Source organism: Ruegeria sp. E5 (genome assembly GCF_056534105.1).
This window is the reverse complement of sequence record NZ_JBQFPA010000004.1, coordinates 109,240-125,108: the sequence shown is the minus strand read 5'-3', so window position 1 is coordinate 125,108 and position 15,869 is coordinate 109,240. Positions and strand designations below refer to the sequence as shown.

The window sequence follows — 15,869 nt, the reverse complement described above, 5'->3', positions numbered from 1 at the left end:
AATAGCTTCCGTAAGTTATTGCAGCTAGCTTACCACTCGTCTTCGTTGGTCCACCCTAATCAGAACCGAACACTTAAGTTTGCACCGAGGCCATGCTCTTGGCCGTTGGAGCGAACAGAATAGCCATATCCTGCCGTTAGTCTGGCCAGATCAGAGATCTGATACCCTAGCCCCAGACCAAGTACGAAGCCATTTGCACCTCGGTTTTGTCCGACTTGTGTGAACGTGCCGAATATCGGGCTCGTCACAGTGATTTCGTGCTCACTATCCTTGTTGGCAAAGAAGTCATACTCGTAACGAGCAAAGGCGATTGGGGTTAGCAATCCATTCTCTGTCAAGAAGTCGCGTTGGTAATCAACTCCAATGGAAGCAACCAGAGACTCTGCGTTCGCTTTCTCAATCGAGTAGTTGAAATCACCACCGCCGGTCTCTGTGCCTGAACCTTGTTGAATACGCCCGTAGTTCAATCCAAAAACCGTAGAAACCCTTGCACCGCTGTCCAGGTTAAACAGCTTCCGTGCCTGGATACCGGCATGGATACCCTCTTGGTCCAAATCAGACTTTGCCTCGCCCCCCGTAAAGCCATCAACAGAAGGGTTATTTCGCTTGGCGTCGGTTTCACCGAACATGTAACCGACCAGCCCGGAGAACTCCCAAGTTCCGGTTGTTGTGCGCCCATAGACGCCCACATGATAGCTGTCGGTCGAAAAGTCCTGATCGACTTGATCGTGTTCATCCATGGAGGATGTCCCAAAACCTGCGTAAACTCCGACCACACCTCTATCGGTGCTTGCGACATCCGCTCCGACCAAAATGGTGCCCAGCGAATAGTCGAATGTCCCGAGGCCGTTACTTCCATCAACGTCCCCGCTCACATACGCTGTGTCGATCCACCAGCGCCGATCAGAGCAGTCTATTGCTCCGCTAGGTCTCTGGGCCAAGTCGATATCGCCTGTTGCAACGGGTTGATCCTCGTTGCTGAAGCCAACTGCTTGATACTTGCGGCAGTCAGCGTGGCTCAGCACGGTGTTGGTTATCAGGTCAAGTTGCTCAAGCCCAACGGTCAAATTGGAGGAATAGGGCTCTGCGTGCACACGATTAAACCCAGCCAAACCTGAATTGGTAAGCGTGTTAACTGCATTGCCCAAGGTTGTGCCGTTGGTCAGAATGGTTCCAGGTGACTTGATTGCAGTGTTGGCCACCGCACCAGCGAGATTGCTTGCATTGGGTGATCCTACAACTGCTGGATGCTGCGGTAAGCTCGAGACGGGGAGGGTCGAAAACGCTATGTCGATTCTACCGTCCGCGGTTGGCGTGTTTGAGATACTCAGACTGGATAGGGCGGGCAGAGATCCTCCGGCAACAAGAGTTGGGGAGTTTCCATCGAAACGCGAGGCTTGAAAAACCGTGTAGTCGTTGCCAGCAGCATAGTCCTGCGCAGTCAGGCCGGGACGAGCGGCTTCGACTTGTATAGTGGCGCGGTTAATCCCTGTAACGGGCCCGCTGGATGACACCAAATCGGCTTTCTGACCGGCCGTCGGATCGACTTCACTTAAGATCCTTGACCCAGTTTCAAAGGCGATACCGCCACTATTGTTAAGCGTACCAATTGAAAAGCCCGGCGAAAGCACCCCTCCGTTCTTAACTGTGAAGTTGAATGCGTTCACGGTTCCCGTTCCGGCCAGCGTGCCAAAATTCTCAAAGTTTACGGTGTTCAAACTGCTTGCTGCATCGAGCCGAACGGTCGTGCCTGCCGCTATCGCCATGTCACTGGTTGAAGAAATCGAACTATTCGTCAGTGTGAAATCAGAAGCCTCGGCAACCCGGGTTTGGATATAGTACGCCCCGAAAACCACTTCGGTAGCCCCTATAACGGTAAGGTTGTCGTAGGTTAACGGTCGGTCTGACTGGAAGTAAACTTCAGTGGGGTCGATATTCGCGCCGTTGAACGGAACGAACGTCATTGATCTGCCGGAACCAATCGAAGTTCCAATGAGGTTCACTCTGAGCTTCCCGTTGATGTTCGTAGCCAAGGCTTCCCGGGAAACAAAGTCTCCGCTACCCGCAGCGACATCAACATTCAGAAGAGTTAACACGGAAGCATTGCTTGGAACGGTATTTTGGCCCGGGACATACAACTCTATTTTACCAGAAGACGTGATCGAGGAGTTTCCAATTGTAAGTCCTGTAATGGGTCCGTTTGGGATCGGGAGACACGTACGTTCCGTCGTTGAGATTGTTTGATTAACGCGAGTATTTTCAGATCCAGAAGAGTACTCAATTCGAGGGGAACCCAATTCCACACAGGCCTGTGAGCTTTGGGCTTGTACTTTGGTTGGCGACATCAAATAAGCCAAAATTACGAATGCGATATTCGCCAGAGTGATGAGCTGAGCAATTCGACTTAGTGGGAACGGCCTATTGTTTGTCACCAACTTTCTCCTCTCGCGGTACAAGCGAAGCTACCTCAACTTAGGTCTTGAAAAACAAAGTTTATCTTTTTGGATTTTTTGTTGTGGCATATGAGCAAACTCACAACACGGGAAGGTCTGCCCAATGCAGACCTGCTCGTGCAATTGCTGCGAGGCAAGACAAGCCGGGTTTTGCATTCCGACCATACCCACCTTTGCGTAGAAGCAGTCGCAAAAGGTCAAGCCTTGAAACGATTTTCCCGAGCTTGACGGGCGCTGAACAGCGCCATTGAGTATAGGCATGGATCATTGGATTTCGGAGTCGATAGCTAAGATCAATGCAGATGCTCACCGCTCTGCCGATACGCACCTTTTCAAGCTAGTAGGCCAAAACTTCTGGACCGAGATTGATCTGATCGAGGGCGCGTTCCTTATTCAGAAACTCGACGAAACCAATTTGAAGTTTGAGTTTTAGAGTTTGCCAATTTTCGACAATATCTGAAAGCTGGTTGACTGACACCAAGAGAATGAAACAATAAACTGAGCAATGACACGGAGTACGAAGATACTGTTGGCGTTCACCGTATTGACGGTGGGGTTATGCATGTTCCTAGCGGGACGTGCGGTCGAACGTTACCAATATTAGGAGGCCTGCCTAGACTTGGGCGGAGGTCGCCATCCTGGAGATTACCCGATTTGCGTTTTGGAACAGCATTCTAACTGACGGACGCGTCTCAGTCACGCCGCGATTGGAACAAAGAAGCTACGAGCACAACGATGCCAATTGCTGCTAGAATGAAAGTCAGCGGCAAAAAGAAGCTTTCTTGCAGAACGCCGTTTGGGTCGACACCGCCATAAAACAGATGCTCTGAAAGCCCACTTAGTGCTGCAAGGAAAAGGATGACGATACCAAAAAGGCGAAGTTTGGTCATGTCAGGTCTCCTAGGGAATGGACCAATAGTTAGCATCGTTCTTCATACCTGTGAATTGAGGAACCTAGTTCTTCAATACCTTGATTGCATCGCGATCCAGCCGTTGGCGCGTATAATGCGAATATGACAAGAGATATTGAATCTAACGCTCAGACAATCTCTGATGCCATTGCCTCTGCCCAGCAGATATCTCCACTGTCTTCAGAGGCAGGGCAGCTGACTCTGGATGACGCTTATTCGATTGCAAGTCGCGTCCGAGAGCTACAGGGCAAAAAGAGAGTTGGCCGGAAGGTCGGCTTCACGAACCGCGCGATTTGGCCTGTTTATGATGTAGATCAACCCATTTGGGGAGAGGTCCACGCAGATGGGCTGTTTTCGACTGATCAGCCGGTAAACTTGGCAAGGTATTCAGAACCGAGAATCGAGCCAGAAATCGTACTAGGTCTTGGCTATACGCCGACGGCTGAAATGAACAATGAGCAATTGGCAGGTTGCGTAGAGTGGGTTGCTCCAGGATTTGAAATTGTTCAATCGATTTATCCCAACTGGAAATTCTCGGTCGAAGACTCAATCGCAGCACAAGGATTGCACGGCTGCCTTGTTCTTGGCGACAAAATCGCGGCGACGCATGATGTCTTGACCGGCTTGGCCGAAGTGCCTCTAGCATTGTTCAAGGGCACCGAGGCTATCGAGTCCGGCAAGGGTGAAAACGCGCTCGGTGGCCCAATTGAAGTCCTGGCTCATCTTGTTTCTCTGCTCTCAGACGCCGACCGGCTTCAAGGAGGCGAGCTAGTCACAACTGGTACTTTGACAGACGCATGGCCAGTGTTTCCGGGCGAACAATGGTCAGCGGGTTTTGGTGGCGTGATGGAAACTGAGCTATCGGTACGATTTACATGAGGCTTTGGTAGAGTGGTGACGCCTACTTCACCAAAGAAAAGTTACCCTCAATAGCTGGGCGCGATAGTCTTCCACTGATTTCATCAATTCTGGAATGCAAATTATACGATGCTATCCAAATCAGATTACATGATGTTTCTCAGGCACCCCGCCTGGCTATGGATCAAGAAACACGCCAGGCATCTGCTGCCGCCGATTGACCCTTCATTGCAAGCACGTTTTGACGAGGGGCACGCGTTTGAGCCATATGCTGAGGAGCTATTTGGTGATCTCGTTCGCCTCGGTTTTTCAGATTTTTCAGAATACCAGGCTCTGCCCGCGCGTACTTTGGAGGCTTGGAGAGATGGTGCAAACGCAGTGGCGCAGGGACGCTATGAAGATGGAACCATAACTTGCATCTCCGACATCGTGAGCCGCAGTGACGATGGGTACGTTCTGACAGAGATCAAGAGCGGGACATCTGCAAAGCCCGAACACACTTTTGATCTCGCATTCCAGCGTGTCGTACTTGAGGCAGCGGGGTTCCCCATTGCGCGCTGCGAAGTGGCACATGTGAACCGTGATTACGTCAGAAACGGCGAAATCAATCCGCAAGAGCTTGTCAGCATCACTGACATCACGGATGCGGTGACTGAGCAGCTCGAAAAAACACGCACGCGTATCGATCAAGCATTGAGCGTCGTTGCCAGCGGTACGATGCCTGATCCGTCCCCCGAACGTGCGCGCCTTAAATCCTATGGTGAATGGCTGGAGATCCGCGAAAAACTCGATCCACCTCTCGCGCATGACAGTATCCACCGCCTTCCGTTCATGAATGCGGAAAAAGCCTCGGAACTCATCGCAAATGGGATCACAAAGATTGACGAGATCAGTGATCCACCTGTGTTAGGCAAGTCGACACAGCGCTACTTGAGAGCTCTGGCGAACGGTGAACGCACAATCGATCATCAGGAGTTAAGCAGGTTTCTGAGCGAGATTGTCTATCCGGTTCACTACTTTGACTACGAGACATCTCAGAGTTTGCTGCCACCCTGGGACGGAACGCGTCCCTATCAGCAAGTGGCTTTCCAGTATTCCTTGCATATCCAGCATGAGCCTGGCGGAGAAATCGAGCACAGGGAGTATCTCCACCGAGACGCCAGTAACCCAATGCCAGCCTTGCTGAAAAGGCTTCGTGAGGACATAGGAAACGTTGGCTCTGTAGTGGTTTGGTATGCTCCGTTCGAGAAATCGCGCAATACGGAAATGGCGGAAACTTATCCAGAGCATGCAGAGTTCCTGGAAGGCCTAAACGCCCGCGTTGTAGATCTTATGAAGCCGTTTGCAGATGAAGTGATCAACGATCCCGCGTTCAAGGGAAGCGCCTCTATCAAGGCCGTTCTTCCAGCGTTTTTGCCAGAACTTTCATACGATGATCTGGACATCAAAGAGGGGGCGAGCGCGTCTCGCCTTTGGAAGGACGTAACACTGACCGAACCGGATGATCCAGCGCGCGAGAAGGTCTATTCTGGTCTTGTGGCGTATTGCACGCGCGACACCTGGGCGATGGTCGAAATTCATCGGGAATTGCTGGCGATGTGAGGTGTGCCGCGAACCTCAAAACAACTGGCGGTGCTGCTACCCTACGAGACCAGGCGATTTGCCGGAGTTACGGCGCCCCCAAGACTTAATCTTGCCAATCCAGCCGATACAAAACGTGGTGACGTGCAAGGCGTAGAACAGACTCTTCAGCGACCTTGGCAAAGAGGACCGTGAACAGGACGCCACCCATCGCCAGCAGCGCCGCGCCGTAGCCAAGTGCCTTCGCCAAAATGGCCAAGACGATAACACCGTCAATGTGTGCCAGACCGATCACTCAGCGACCGTGAAAGAGAAGCTGCCCTGCATCGGGTGACCGTCTGAAGCCATACCTCGCCAGTCGAAGCGGTAGCTTCCGGGTGCAAGCTCCTCCAAAGGCATAGCCCGGAATTCCGTGGTGGGGTCCATGCCCGTTTGGCGTTCAATTTCGACGTCGCCATCGTGTGAGGTCAGCGTGACCGAGATGATACGCATCGGATCATCGAACCGCATGGTAAGCTCCGGCACATCCGTGACAGACGCGCCGTCAGCCGGTGTCGTTACTTCCGACTTTGAATGTGCGGCCGCAAGCATTGGAGCCATTGCTAGCACCAAGCCGATAAGAGTTTGTTTGATCATCTGAGTTTTCCTCTATTCGGATTGGGCATTCAGCTCGTCGTGGTACTCACGAAGGTCATTGGGCCAGGTTGACTTGATAAAAGATAGGACCGCTATGATTTCGTCATCGCTCAACACACCTTCATAGACCGGCATACCGGTTGGGGGCGCATTTTCCATCAGTCCGGCCAGGCCAAATTTAGTCAGGGTGAAAAGCGTTTCATCATCGTGGTGCCACGTATGCCCTGTGGCGTCATGCGGCGGTGCTGGTAGCAAACCATCCTCGCCGCGTATCCGCCAGTTTGGCTGTCCTTCAAGGCGCGCTCCGTGGCAGGCAGCACATTGGTCCGCGTATATATCTTGGCCAATGGCGACAACTTCCGCGTCATCAGGAGTTAAAAGACCGACCGCTTCGGGGGGCTGGGCCACAACGAAAGCTACGGCGAAACCGGCGAGCGCAAGCCCACCGGTAACCAAGAGTGTTGTGCGCCCTAGCATCAGGTGTCGAACGGCTGCGCGGTGCCCGCACGGTAGTATACTGTACCGGCCCCAGCCTCTCCCCCAAATGCAATGACGTCGTAACGGACGGACGGATCATCGCCCATACCAGGGGAGCCCATTGGCATGCCAGGAACGGCAAGCCCTGTAATGTCAGGCTGATCCTTCAACACGGCTTCCAGTGCTTCAAACGGCACATGGCCTTCAAAGACATAACCATCGGCTTCAATGGTATGACAGGATGCGAGGTTCAGCGGGATACCCCGCGCTGACTTCTGTGCCTCGGGGTCGGTCAGTTCCTCAATGGTTACGGCGTAGCCACGTGCGCGAGCCAAGTCGGCCCATGCGTGACAACATCCGCAACCTGGTGAGCTTAGCACATGCATTGGGGTGCCTGCTCGGACGGGAAGAGCGGTCGCGATGAGAGCAGTTGCAGACAGTGTGGTGAAGTGACGACGTGTGATCATGTCTGTCGGTCCTTTGATGTGAAATTTGAACGGATTGCGGGCGGGCGCCCGTTGCCGCTCAGGCTTTCGGAGGACCGGTAGGGACGCCCATTGCGAGGCCCGAAAAATCGGAATCAGCTTGCGTCACACCACACTCTGAGATCGCCAATGGAGCAATCGGCGAAATCCCCGCCGTGGCGACAAGATCACCAAAACAGGATGCTGAACTCATGCCGCTGGTGGTGTCGCAACAATCCGCAACAGCTTTCTCGGCATTAGCCAACGGATCGTCGCCTGCCATTTGAGCATGATGACCAGAGTGATCCGATCCATGAGTCAAGCCATGCTTCACGGACGCTGCGGATGCGCCAGAGAATGCAACAACAAGAAGTATCGACAGGACCAGGCGAAACATACCAAATACCTACTGGGGGTATGAGGTTTTGACAAGTTTCGAGGATGTGTCGCCATTTACATCCTAGCTGCACTTATTGTGGGTGCGCCACATCTCTGGATCATGTCCGTCCGGAACAGTGGAACATGGATCATCTGTATATCCGCGCAAGGCTGAATACTGGCTGACCTGCGCATTAGTCAGCAACGGAAAGGTCAGCAGGTGGGCATTTAGCCCAAGGTTTTGCCGGTGATGAAGGTGTACGAACTTTCCACCAGATCAATGACGACATCCAGCTCTTCTGGTGTAGTCGGAGTATAGATCATGACAAAGCCACTCCATCCGGGACGTTGATTGGCCCAAGGGTGAGCTACGGCCCAGCCAGCCTCAATCGCCCGTCGCGCCATTGCCGGATGCAGCGAAGCATGCAAGCTGCCATCAGGATGCATATGCGCAAATTCAAACCCACCGACGATAGAGCTCGGTTGAGACAACAACATGTCGGGATCAAGCTGAAAGCCAATCGCGCCAGGAAGTGATATGCGTGTCGGGCCAAGCGTGACCCCTGGGAATTGCGCAACACGCTCCAGCAATAGCTTGGCCAAATCGGCATCAATTTCGACACCGATCTGAATATGCGGTACGCCGCTTGTCGTTTCGGGACGGGGCGAGGTGCGCTCCGGCAAGGAGCGCTCTTGTGCGAATGCCAACGGGCACGTCAACGCCACCGCTATCGCAGCAACCGCCAGTAGTCTAAGGAACACATTCATTTTTGTTGCCAGCCCGTCAAAAGTTAAGAATGAGCGCTCACCGCAGTATCAGCGCCCTTGCACACATTACTCAGCCTTTAATGCTTCGATATTGATCAAGAGCTCTATTTCGTCGCTCACCGCTGGCGCAAATGCCCCAAGTCCGAATTCAGACCGCACGATAGTCGCCGTGGCAGCCAGCCCCAAAGTCGGCGTGCCCTCTTTTTGGCCAAACGGATATGGCGCTGACTTGTTGAGCGTTGTTTCCAGAACAACAGGTTTGGTGACGCCATTCATGGTCAGGTCGCCAGAAATATTTGCGGTATTGTCCCCGGTCACTTCAATGCTGGTTGAGGAGAATGTGACCACATCACCGTCACTCGCGCTGAAAAAGTCATCGGACATGAAGTGTTGCAGACGGGCATCCCAGCCCGTGATCATGGATTTTACAGGCATAGACACCGTGACAGATGACGCAGACGGATCATCTTCGCTGAACTCTATCTCGCCGCTAAAACCTGAGAACATTCCAAACGTTTCTGAGAACCCGATGTGGTCGTAGCTGAACAATACCTGGCTGTGCCCAGGATCCAGCTCGTAAGTGCCACTCTCGGACAATGCGGTTGTCGCGCCCATCGATAAGAGTACCGCCAGCGGGGTTGCTGCCACTTTGAACATTGATACGCTCCCATTTTGACAAGACGTGTTTGTGGAATTGAGTTTTGGGATTTAGGTTTTGGCCGACCATACTTTTAGGACAAAATGTTCTACTATGCAACAATGTGTTCTATAGGAGGAGTGATTGAAAGAAGATCCTAGGCTGATCGCCACACGACAGACTGCGCTTGATGCTGCGCAAAAGATACTGATGGATGAAGGCGTGCTGCACGTAACTCATGGCGCAGTTTCAAAGGCAACGGGCATTTCGCGCAGTACACTTTACAGGCACTGGCCAGATGCGCGCAGTCTGCGTGATGCAGCATTCCGGCGCATCGCAACACCGCCAAACATACCGCCCAAAACCGATGGCCCGCTACGATCTGACCTGCGCTGGTTACTCGGTGTACTGATGGGAGCCTTGAATGACACACCGTGGGGCCAAATCGCGCCTCAGGTGGTCGCTGCTGCGTCCACCGACGAAGAAGCAAGGTTAGTGATAACGGAATTCATGAAAGACAGGTTCGCGAGTGTTGAAGCAGTATTTGCAGCCGCAGTAGGTCGCGGTGAGATCACCGCCGACATTCCGGTTGACCAGCTCATAGAACTAGCAGTCGCGGCACCTTATTTCCGCAAGCTCATACGCCACGAGGCACTGGACGAAGAGTGGTTGGACAAACATGTCGATCTGCTTTGCAGTATCGCGAAAACCAATTCGGGACAGTGACCATCGCCTGACTATGCAATCAAAGCGGCCAATAATCATAACAGTTTCCAAGATCGCAGTATGGCTACGTTCGCCGCTTGACATCAGCACGTCGCAGGGTCAATTCGATGCGCTCCTCAAAACGTTGACGACTGCACCCTGATTTGTCGCTGCCGCTAATTCACAATGCAACATGGACACCTTTGGGTTCAGTGTCGACCACGGCAATGTCGACTTTCGGGAACCGGCCAACATTGCAATGTCCAGTATCCTCCTCGGATGCGCCTTTCGCTGACTTGCACATAAGTGACTTGAAGCAGCCCAAACTGAACCTTCTCACCCAAGCATTGCAATTTAGTAAACTCGCAACGAAGCGGCATTTAGACTATTTCCGCCCAAAAACCGCTTCCAAAACGCGATCCCCCAAACTGACTTGGCAATGTCAGGTTCAATGCGGGCGTCACGCGTACCAATGCTGCCCGATCAGTCCGTTGCAAAGCAATAAAACAGACCTGCCCCGCCTGAACGTGGCAGATGTTCCTCTCCGCAACCGCGCGAGCCGTGCGATGAGTTCCAGGATATCATGTTTCGAGCATCGTTGAGACCTACACGATCATGGTGCCCGACAATCGCAGATCCATCTTCACTATTCGAAGTCCAGTTGCTGCATGTCGTGTCGCCTCCTGCCGTCGAGAAGTATCCCGCGGAATCGGAGCCGGTCAGAATGTCGTGTTTGTTTGGCTGACTGCCACGCCCATTTACAGGGTTACCATTTTCGTCGAGCGCGGACTGTAGGTTAATGTTCACGCTGTTGCTGTGCAGGTCCTCAACGTTGTTGGCGATGAGCTCTCCGTTGGCATTGTACCACGGGCCCGATCCGATCCGGTCGCGAGCAGAAACGCCATTGGTGATTGTCATCGGGTCGGTGCTGCGATCAATGGACATTGAGGTGCTCAGATAGGCCGCAAAAGTCTTGGTAGAACCGGTCGCGGAAGCAAGCGCATTGCAATGAGCATCGGCGCCTTCGAGGCCGCCTAGATTTGCACCGTCCCCCTTGCCCACACTAGTGATGAAAAACGACATCTCCTCGCCTGCCGATTGCGCGTGTGCGGTCGCCGCGATACAGCAGATTACGAGTGCAACGACCCCATGGGCAGTTTTTCCGTTGGTGAACTTCGACATGTGTGTCTCCCTCTCTGCTGTGTGATCACTGATGCTAGCCGTATGTAACAATCGGGTCCATCCGAGTAACAAATGTATGACACTTTGGTGCCAGCGTTATTCACGACAGCCGGTCGTGCATGACCGACCCTGTGGCCTTATTCATTATTACCTTACTCCTGTCTTACGTGTTAAGTACGGTCGCTCACTTGTTCCCAGGATCATTTGTAACGATTGACTGAGGGTCGCGGCCAAATGACACAAAAAATCGCTCTTTGGTCCATTCCGATATCCATTGCGGTACTGGCCCTAAAACTGTTGGCTTGGTGGCTGACAGGCTCGGTGGCGCTATTGTCGGACGCGATGGAATCTACCGTAAATGTTGTTGCGGCACTGCTGGCGTATTTTGCGGTTCGGATTGCCAACATACCCCCTGACGAAAACCACCCCTTTGGTCACAAAAAAGCCGAGTATCTTTCCGCCGTCGCCGAGGGTGTAATGATTGTGCTGGCGGCGTTCCTGATCATCAGAGAAGCTGTGCTGGCACTCCCAAACCCGCATCTTGAGGATGCGCCGCTGCTTGGAGTCGCCATCAATATCATTGCAACGGGCGTGAATGGCGCATGGGCCTACCTATTGCTCAAAATCGGCAGGCGCGAGGGTTCGCCTGCATTGGAGGCAAGCTCCCGGCACATTTTCACGGATGTCATGACCTCAGTTGGTGTCATCGCAGGTCTGATACTTGCACTTGTCACCGGCTGGCTGATCCTTGATCCGATCCTGGCAATTCTTGTTGCACTGAACATCTTGTGGGAGGGCTGGAAAGTTATTCGGGCGTCCGTCGATGGCCTGATGGATGTGACCCTTTCGGATCATGACTTGCAGACTGTTTCCAACGCAATCGAAGCAAATCTCGGCGCGGCCTTAGAGTACCACGACCTCAAAGGGCGCAGATCCGCGAATGTTATCTTTGTAGAGTTTCACCTTGTTGTGGACGGCACAATGCCAGTCAGCGCAGCTCACGATATATGTAACGACATAGAGGAAGAACTAGAGTGTCTGTACCCGGGTTCCGTCTTTGTCATTCACCTCGAACCTGATGACGAGTTGAAAGGCGACGGGGTTAATCCCCACTGAACTGCTCATTTGGTTCTGCAAAGAATCTATTGGTTTGACTGATCTGATTAAGACGTTCGGCTTGAAATTCGTCAGACCTAAGCCCGATGTGGGAAAGTCGGGCCGGTAGTAGCCTGTCTCCAATGTCATGAAGCGTGACGATCAAAATTGGAGGCGAAAATGAAAATTCAAAGAAAGCTGGGTCAACTTCTAAGTACCGCGGCGTTGGCTTCGTTGATTGCCGCGACGCCTTATGTGCCAGCGTTTGATGCCGATGGTCGCCTACATTTTGAACCGTCATATGCCTTTGCCAAGAGCGGCAAGGGGAAAGACGGGGATGGTCGAGACGATGATCGGGATGATGATCGTGACGACGACAGAGATGATGACCGCGACGACAACTCGGGGTCGGGTAATAGCGGCCGTGGTGGTGACCGGGACGATGATCGTGATGACGATAGAGACGATGATCGCGACGACGACCGAGATGATGATCGTGACGACAATTCAGGATCAGGCAAAAGTGGTCGCGACAATGCTGACGACGATGACGATGACGACTCGAAACGCTCCAATAGAGGCAGCGGAAAGAAGGATCGGTCTCAAGCAGGGGGCAAGCCGTCGGGTTCGGCCGGGATAACAAAGGTCGAAACAAACGCTAACGGGATTGAAGTGCGTTACGCCGACGGAACCAAGGAGGAGATCGAAAACGGGCGGTATGAGAGAAAGAACGCTCAAAACCGAACTGTTGAGGAGCGCCCTGCGACCGGTGCGGACGTCTCAAGGCTTCGGTCTTTGGCGAATGGTATCTCAATCGACAGCGTGCGTTCTGCTGGGCAAGGCGGCACTACTGGAAGTCGGCCCACGAAAATCGAACGCCAAGGCAACAATATCGAAGTGAACTATGCCAATGGTTGGAAAGAGGAGATCGAGTTTGGGCGCTACGAGTTGAAAGACCCGTACAACCGGACTGTTGTTGAAAGAACCGCGACGGCCTCTGATCGCCGGAGGTTGCAGTCGGTTGCCAACTGAACAGCAACTAGTCGATAATCGTTGGCGGCTTCTCTTAACGAGAGGCCGTCATCGTCGTCAAAGAGACCGCAGCTAATCTCCATTGTTCCAAACATCATGTGCAATAAGCGCGGCTTCTACCCGATTTCGCGCATGAAGCTTGGACAGGATTGCCGTCATGTAGTGCTTCACGGTTTTTTCCTGGAGGTCTAACTCGTCAGCGATTTCACGATTACTCAATCCTTTGGCCACACGTCGAAGTATTTCTTCCTCACGATGCGTAAGGTCATCGAGAATGCCGCTGTTAACAGACATGCCGCTGTCAGCGTTGATTTGAAGCAATACCCGCGAAGCCAAGCCCGGAGAAACGAACCCTTCACCCGCAGCGATGCTGCGTAAGGAAGCGGTTAGTTCGCTCGCGGTTACTCCCTTCACAATGTACCCAATTGCGCCCGCCTCCAAGGCGTCCGCGACATCGCTGCTGTTCTCTGAGACCGTCAAGATTGCAATGCTGGGTGGATTTTCCATTGCCGCAATTTTACGTGTCGCGCTTATCCCGCCACCGGGCATAGAGAGGTCAAGAATGGCTATGTCCGGCTGATGCGTGCCGACCAGCGATACTGCCTCGTCAGCGTTGGACCCAGCGGCCAAAACTTCAAAACCATCAGCTTCATCTAACGTGCGTCGCAAACCATCCCTGAATATCGGGTGATCATCAGCTATTACGACAGATGTAGTCATGATGTGCCTAACTTTCTGGGAAAGAGTGTCATAGCAATGGTGGTGCCTTCGCCAGGTCTCGATGCGACTTCGAACCGGCCACCAATACTCTCGACCCGATCTCGCAAGCCCATAAGCCCCTGGCCACCATCGTCTCGCAACGCGGTTTCTTCTGACCTGTCAAATCCAGGTCCGTCGTCTTTGACCTTTACAACTATGCGGTCGTTCTGTGCCTCAGAGATAACCGTGCAGTTGGATGCTGGAGCATACCTCGCGGCATTGGAAAGCGTCTCCTGAAGGAACCGAAAAACGCACAGCTTGTCGGACAATGACAATACTGGAGCCTGGCCACCCAAGAATGAAATATCCGGTCGCAACGGGCTGTGTTCGGCGTGATCCTCTACGGCTCTCTTCACAACATCGACGAGTGAAAGGCTGTCGATATCTGGCGCGGACAGCCCTCGCGATATTGCACGAATTTCAGCCAGAGACTTTTGCAAAGACTGTTGAATTTCCTCTGCCTCTTTAGGTCTTTCGGACTCTTTGGAAAACGCCGCCTCCAGTCTAAGGGCGGCGAGCGACAGGTATTGCGCAGGACCGTCATGTAGCTCGGCACCAAGCTTCTTGAGAAATCGATCTGTTTGCGTGGCATGTCTTTCTGACGCCTCGACCACACGCGAGCGCAGCCGGGCATTCTGCTCGGCCATCCTCTCACTTTCTGTCAGGCGCTGTTTAAGAAGAGCCCCCTGTCGTCGAATTGTTTTGTCACCAATTGCGACGATGGAATACAGAACAATAGTACTTGCCAGAAATGCGGAACCGACGACCAACCAACTTGTTCGCCTGGCCTTGGCTAAGTCTAACTCAAGCTGATCAGCTCTTTCGTAGAACTCCGCAACGGCGATGATTTCGCCGGACCAGAGTTCGCGGATGGGGCTGTAAACTTCAAGTAGTGGTATCCCCAATGCCGCCTCGGCGGCGCTCTCGGCATGATCAAGCTCTTCGAAAGAGCCGGATATGTCACCGTTCCACGCCAGCCTTAAGTCATCCGTTGGATTGAAACGGTTTCCAATAATGTCTGTATCCGAGGCATGTGCTATCACACCGCCTTGCTTCCAGAATTTGTAGGAGACGATACGGTCACGCATTGGCTGGGTCATGAAAATCTCGTCCAGCGCCAGGCTCGCCTGCTCAGAAAGATGGTCGCCATGTGCCAATTCCTGACTGAGCGGGATACTACGCTTTCCATATATATAGCGGCAGAGTTGGCGGAGTTTTGCACGACTGCGTTCTGGATTCGATTTGACACCCAGACCCCAACGATTGCGGTAGCAGTACCCATCACGAAAATGCTGGCCGCAAGAAACACTCGCGACAACGACCAATTGCCAATCGTCAGGTCAGTTACTTTCACTCTCATCGTGAAATCGACTATGAACTACAATCTCTTACCGCACCACAGACCTTGGTCTGACGCGATCTGGCTAAATCTCAGACCCTTTGATTCCGCCCAGTGGCCAGAGTCAGATATCATCCATCGTTTTCAGTCTTTGCAGCATCGGGCATTGAACGTTTCCGCTTTCACAATTGGCGGTAAGCTCACTCAAGGCGTACTCCAGGCTTCTGAGTTCATCAATCTTGCTTCGAACGCTGGCAATGTGTGCCTCGGCCAATTCTTTAACTGACCCGCAGTCTTCGGCACTTCCTTCTGACAGATTCAAAAGCTCCTTTGCGTCTGAGAGAGAAAACCCCAGGTCGCGGCATTTCTTCAAAAATCGAAGTCTTCCAACATCGCTCGCTGAATAGAGGCGACGATTATTCGGAGCTCGTGCGGGTCTTGGTACGATACCTTCGCGTTCATAGTAGCGGATGGTTTCTATGCCGACCCCGGATTGCCGGGAAGCCTCACCTATCGCAATCATGTGAAGTGCCTCCACTTGATCCTGTAGTTACTACAGGAGTTATACGTACTGAATGCCGGCGCCTCAACTCA

At 52.9% G+C, this 15,869-nt stretch carries 19 protein-coding genes; 6 read left to right on the top strand and 13 right to left on the bottom strand.

From position 1 onward, the window contains the following. Positions 1-59: 59 nt before the first annotated feature. Positions 60-2,345, bottom strand: coding sequence for an autotransporter family protein (locus ACR0BI_RS15405; protein WP_480878886.1), 2,286 nt, complete (start codon positions 2,343-2,345; stop codon positions 60-62). Positions 2,346-2,712: 367 nt separating this feature from the next. Here ACR0BI_RS15405 and ACR0BI_RS15400 point away from each other — a divergent pair, with 367 nt between their 5' ends. Continuing rightward, on the top strand, positions 2,713-2,886 hold the full coding sequence (locus ACR0BI_RS15400; protein ID WP_480602540.1) for a hypothetical protein: 174 nt from the start codon (positions 2,713-2,715) through the stop codon (positions 2,884-2,886). A gap of 259 nt (positions 2,887-3,145) precedes the next feature. Here the strand turns inward: ACR0BI_RS15400 and ACR0BI_RS15395 are convergent, their stop codons facing one another. Continuing rightward, positions 3,146-3,343, bottom strand: a complete 198-nt coding sequence (locus ACR0BI_RS15395) for a DUF3955 domain-containing protein (RefSeq protein WP_170657922.1) — start codon at positions 3,341-3,343, stop codon at positions 3,146-3,148. 84 nt (positions 3,344-3,427) lie between these two features. Between ACR0BI_RS15395 and ACR0BI_RS15390 the strand changes: the two genes are divergently transcribed. Both ACR0BI_RS15390 and ACR0BI_RS15385 read left to right on the top strand, forming a co-directional pair. Further along, positions 3,428-4,243 carry a fumarylacetoacetate hydrolase family protein gene (locus tag ACR0BI_RS15390; protein WP_170791930.1) on the top strand — a complete coding sequence of 272 codons (816 nt, stop codon included), beginning with the start codon at positions 3,428-3,430 and terminating at the stop codon, positions 4,241-4,243. Between the two features lie 129 nt (positions 4,244-4,372). Beyond that, positions 4,373-5,824 (top strand): DUF2779 domain-containing protein, encoded by a 1,452-nt coding sequence (locus tag ACR0BI_RS15385; RefSeq protein WP_170685147.1) that lies wholly within the window; start codon positions 4,373-4,375, stop codon positions 5,822-5,824. A gap of 85 nt (positions 5,825-5,909) precedes the next feature. Here the strand turns inward: ACR0BI_RS15385 and ACR0BI_RS15380 are convergent, their stop codons facing one another. The 7 genes from ACR0BI_RS15380 to ACR0BI_RS15350 all read right to left on the bottom strand — a co-directional run bounded on the left by ACR0BI_RS15380 (position 5,910) and on the right by ACR0BI_RS15350 (position 9,183). Then, positions 5,910-6,053 (bottom strand): hypothetical protein, encoded by a 144-nt coding sequence (locus tag ACR0BI_RS15380; protein WP_480878889.1) that lies wholly within the window; start codon positions 6,051-6,053, stop codon positions 5,910-5,912. 41 nt (positions 6,054-6,094) lie between these two features. Continuing rightward, a complete protein-coding gene (locus ACR0BI_RS15375; protein WP_170657918.1) occupies positions 6,095-6,439 on the bottom strand; it encodes a copper resistance CopC family protein in 345 nt (114 codons plus the stop codon). Between the two features lie 12 nt (positions 6,440-6,451). Further along, positions 6,452-6,916, bottom strand: coding sequence for a c-type cytochrome (locus ACR0BI_RS15370; RefSeq protein WP_170657917.1), 465 nt, complete (start codon positions 6,914-6,916; stop codon positions 6,452-6,454). Next, the gene (locus ACR0BI_RS15365) at positions 6,916-7,383 is read right to left on the bottom strand and encodes a DUF411 domain-containing protein (RefSeq protein WP_170657916.1); all 468 of its coding nucleotides are present in this window, start codon (positions 7,381-7,383) and stop codon (positions 6,916-6,918) included. Before ACR0BI_RS15365 ends, ACR0BI_RS15370 begins: the two co-directional genes overlap by 1 nt. Before the next feature lie 58 nt (positions 7,384-7,441). Beyond that, complete coding sequence (locus ACR0BI_RS15360) at positions 7,442-7,777, bottom strand: hypothetical protein (RefSeq protein ID WP_170657915.1); 336 nt, start codon at positions 7,775-7,777, stop codon at positions 7,442-7,444. A 209-nt stretch (positions 7,778-7,986) separates the two neighbouring features. Further along, entirely contained in the window at positions 7,987-8,526 is a 540-nt protein-coding gene (locus tag ACR0BI_RS15355; RefSeq protein WP_282153473.1) for a luciferase domain-containing protein, read from the bottom strand. Positions 8,527-8,592: 66 nt separating this feature from the next. Then, on the bottom strand, positions 8,593-9,183 hold the full coding sequence (locus ACR0BI_RS15350) for a YceI family protein (RefSeq protein ID WP_170657914.1): 591 nt from the start codon (positions 9,181-9,183) through the stop codon (positions 8,593-8,595). Between the two features lie 124 nt (positions 9,184-9,307). Here ACR0BI_RS15350 and ACR0BI_RS15345 point away from each other — a divergent pair, with 124 nt between their 5' ends. After that, the gene (locus tag ACR0BI_RS15345) at positions 9,308-9,889 is read left to right on the top strand and encodes a TetR/AcrR family transcriptional regulator (protein WP_170657913.1); all 582 of its coding nucleotides are present in this window, start codon (positions 9,308-9,310) and stop codon (positions 9,887-9,889) included. Between the two features lie 462 nt (positions 9,890-10,351). Here the strand turns inward: ACR0BI_RS15345 and ACR0BI_RS15340 are convergent, their stop codons facing one another. Beyond that, positions 10,352-11,050, bottom strand: coding sequence for a hypothetical protein (locus ACR0BI_RS15340; protein ID WP_170574980.1), 699 nt, complete (start codon positions 11,048-11,050; stop codon positions 10,352-10,354). 234 nt (positions 11,051-11,284) lie between these two features. Between ACR0BI_RS15340 and ACR0BI_RS15335 the strand changes: the two genes are divergently transcribed. Next, positions 11,285-12,166, top strand: coding sequence for a cation diffusion facilitator family transporter (locus tag ACR0BI_RS15335; RefSeq protein ID WP_170685146.1), 882 nt, complete (start codon positions 11,285-11,287; stop codon positions 12,164-12,166). Positions 12,167-12,325: 159 nt separating this feature from the next. Beyond that, positions 12,326-13,177 carry a hypothetical protein gene (locus tag ACR0BI_RS15330; RefSeq protein ID WP_480562722.1) on the top strand — a complete coding sequence of 284 codons (852 nt, stop codon included), beginning with the start codon at positions 12,326-12,328 and terminating at the stop codon, positions 13,175-13,177. Positions 13,178-13,249: 72 nt separating this feature from the next. Here the strand turns inward: ACR0BI_RS15330 and ACR0BI_RS15325 are convergent, their stop codons facing one another. From ACR0BI_RS15325 to ACR0BI_RS15315, 3 genes are all read right to left on the bottom strand, one after another. Continuing rightward, the gene (locus ACR0BI_RS15325; protein ID WP_170657912.1) at positions 13,250-13,897 is read right to left on the bottom strand and encodes a response regulator transcription factor; all 648 of its coding nucleotides are present in this window, start codon (positions 13,895-13,897) and stop codon (positions 13,250-13,252) included. Then, positions 13,894-15,261 carry a sensor histidine kinase gene (locus ACR0BI_RS15320; RefSeq protein ID WP_480562721.1) on the bottom strand — a complete coding sequence of 456 codons (1,368 nt, stop codon included), beginning with the start codon at positions 15,259-15,261 and terminating at the stop codon, positions 13,894-13,896. Before ACR0BI_RS15320 ends, ACR0BI_RS15325 begins: the two co-directional genes overlap by 4 nt. Positions 15,262-15,399: 138 nt before the next feature. Continuing rightward, the gene (locus ACR0BI_RS15315; protein ID WP_170657910.1) at positions 15,400-15,798 is read right to left on the bottom strand and encodes a MerR family transcriptional regulator; all 399 of its coding nucleotides are present in this window, start codon (positions 15,796-15,798) and stop codon (positions 15,400-15,402) included. Positions 15,799-15,869: the final 71 nt, after the last annotated feature.